The organism is Escherichia sp. WS1450 (assembly GCF_046487395.1).
In the GTDB taxonomy this organism is placed as follows: domain Bacteria; phylum Pseudomonadota; class Gammaproteobacteria; order Enterobacterales; family Enterobacteriaceae; genus Escherichia; species Escherichia coli.
Genome location: NZ_JBJQJO010000112.1, coordinates 1 through 1,362, shown reverse-complemented (window position 1 = coordinate 1,362; position 1,362 = coordinate 1). Strand labels below are relative to the sequence as shown.

General features: G+C 52.6%; 3 protein-coding genes. 2 read left to right on the top strand and 1 reads right to left on the bottom strand.

Annotated elements, in window-relative coordinates:
* Positions 1-121: 121 nt before the first annotated feature.
* On the bottom strand, positions 122-271 hold the full coding sequence (locus tag ACJHYR_RS27745; protein WP_001385640.1) for a hypothetical protein: 150 nt from the start codon (positions 269-271) through the stop codon (positions 122-124).
* A 14-nt stretch (positions 272-285) separates the two neighbouring features.
* Between ACJHYR_RS27745 and ACJHYR_RS27740 the strand changes: the two genes are divergently transcribed.
* Positions 286-903, top strand: a complete 618-nt coding sequence (locus ACJHYR_RS27740; RefSeq protein ID WP_063116172.1) for a hypothetical protein — start codon at positions 286-288, stop codon at positions 901-903.
* A 23-nt stretch (positions 904-926) separates the two neighbouring features.
* Positions 927-1,160 (top strand): helix-turn-helix transcriptional regulator, encoded by a 234-nt coding sequence (locus ACJHYR_RS27735; RefSeq protein WP_000958492.1) that lies wholly within the window; start codon positions 927-929, stop codon positions 1,158-1,160.
* Positions 1,161-1,362 lie beyond the last annotated feature (202 nt).

Below are 1,362 nucleotides of genomic sequence, written 5' to 3'. Positions count from 1 at the left end.
CTGAAGTCATGAAACGGTATTTTTATCTGCTTCCGCTCCTGGAAACAATCCGTCGGTAAAAACTTACCGGGATGATTAATGATGTGAACCGAAGTCAACGGAGATCACCACCTCAGGAATTTTACACCTGTCTGGTCTCCTGACTGTCCTGGCATACGACATCTGCCATCCCCGGTTCCACGGTTATCACATCAACAACCTCAGTACACGACGCCTTCAGTTTCACCATACGCTCGTCTTTCGCTGGCGGGGATGCGTCGTGTGTTTCCATATGGAGCATATCTTATGAATGCTATCCCTTATTTCGACTATAGCATGGCACCCTTCTGGCCATCTTATCAGAACAAAATCGTCGGCGTTCTCAATCGTGCGCTGCGTGAACAGTCCTGCTCCCGGGTACGGCGGATCCTGCTTCGTCTGCCGTGGGAACATGACAACGCCTTCAGTTGCAGAAAGACCTGGTTAGGCATGGATTTTATCGAAACCGTCAGTGCGCTGATGAATGCAACCCCCGGACGTGATCTCTGCTGGATCCTAACCCGTCATCCTGAAAAGCCGGAATACCACGTGGTGCTGTGCGTCAGACAGGAGTATTTCGATGGCCCTGAACTGGACCGGCTGATTCTGGATGCCTGGAGCAACGTACTGGGCTTCGCGTCACCGGGTGAAGCGGCACCGTACCAGAAACAGATAACACGGGATGTGGTGCTGGACAGTCGTTCACCGGACTGCGAAGACATCCTCAAAGAGTTGATATGGGCGTTCAGTGATTTCGCCCGCGATCGTCGTGGTGTGCGCGATCCGGAAGCCCGTTACCTCGCCGGTAATCCCTGGTATCCCGTAGCAGGCCAGCTCAGAAAGCACAGTTCAGCAGATTCCCCCGCATTTGCACAACCTTCATAAATCTCACAAAGGACATTCTGACCATGTTGACCACAACAAGCCACGACAGCGTATTGCTGCGTGCCGACGATCCCCTGATCGACATGAACTACATCACCAGTTTCACCGGTATGACCGATAAATGGTTTTACAAGCTGATCAGTGAAGGTCATTTCCCTAAACCCATCAAACTGGGGCGCAGCAGCCGCTGGTACAAAAGTGAAGTGGAGCAGTGGATGCAGCAGCGAATTGAGGAATCACGAGGAGCAGCAGCATGAAACGTGTTGTAATGCCAGTACGCTGGCAATGTGCGAAATGCCGGCGCTGGTATTGTGGAAATCAGCCCTGTCCCTGGTGCTGGCGCTGACAACTCCCGCTCATCTTTCTGCTGGCACCCTCTGGCCAGCCAACTGTTTGTCATCATTTCCTGACTGATTCGTCATTCCCTTCGTCCCGCCAGTCACTGGTGTTTGTATCGTA

Bases quoted from the DNA above. Each gene is read 5' to 3' on its own strand.
- ACJHYR_RS27745 (WP_001385640.1), bottom strand. From the start codon at position 271: ATGGAAACACACGACGCATCCCCGCCAGCGAAAGACGAGCGTATGGTG.
- ACJHYR_RS27735 (WP_000958492.1), top strand. From the start codon at position 927: ATGTTGACCACAACAAGCCACGACAGCGTATTGCTGCGTGCCGACGAT.
- ACJHYR_RS27740 (WP_063116172.1), top strand. From the start codon at position 286: ATGAATGCTATCCCTTATTTCGACTATAGCATGGCACCCTTCTGGCCA.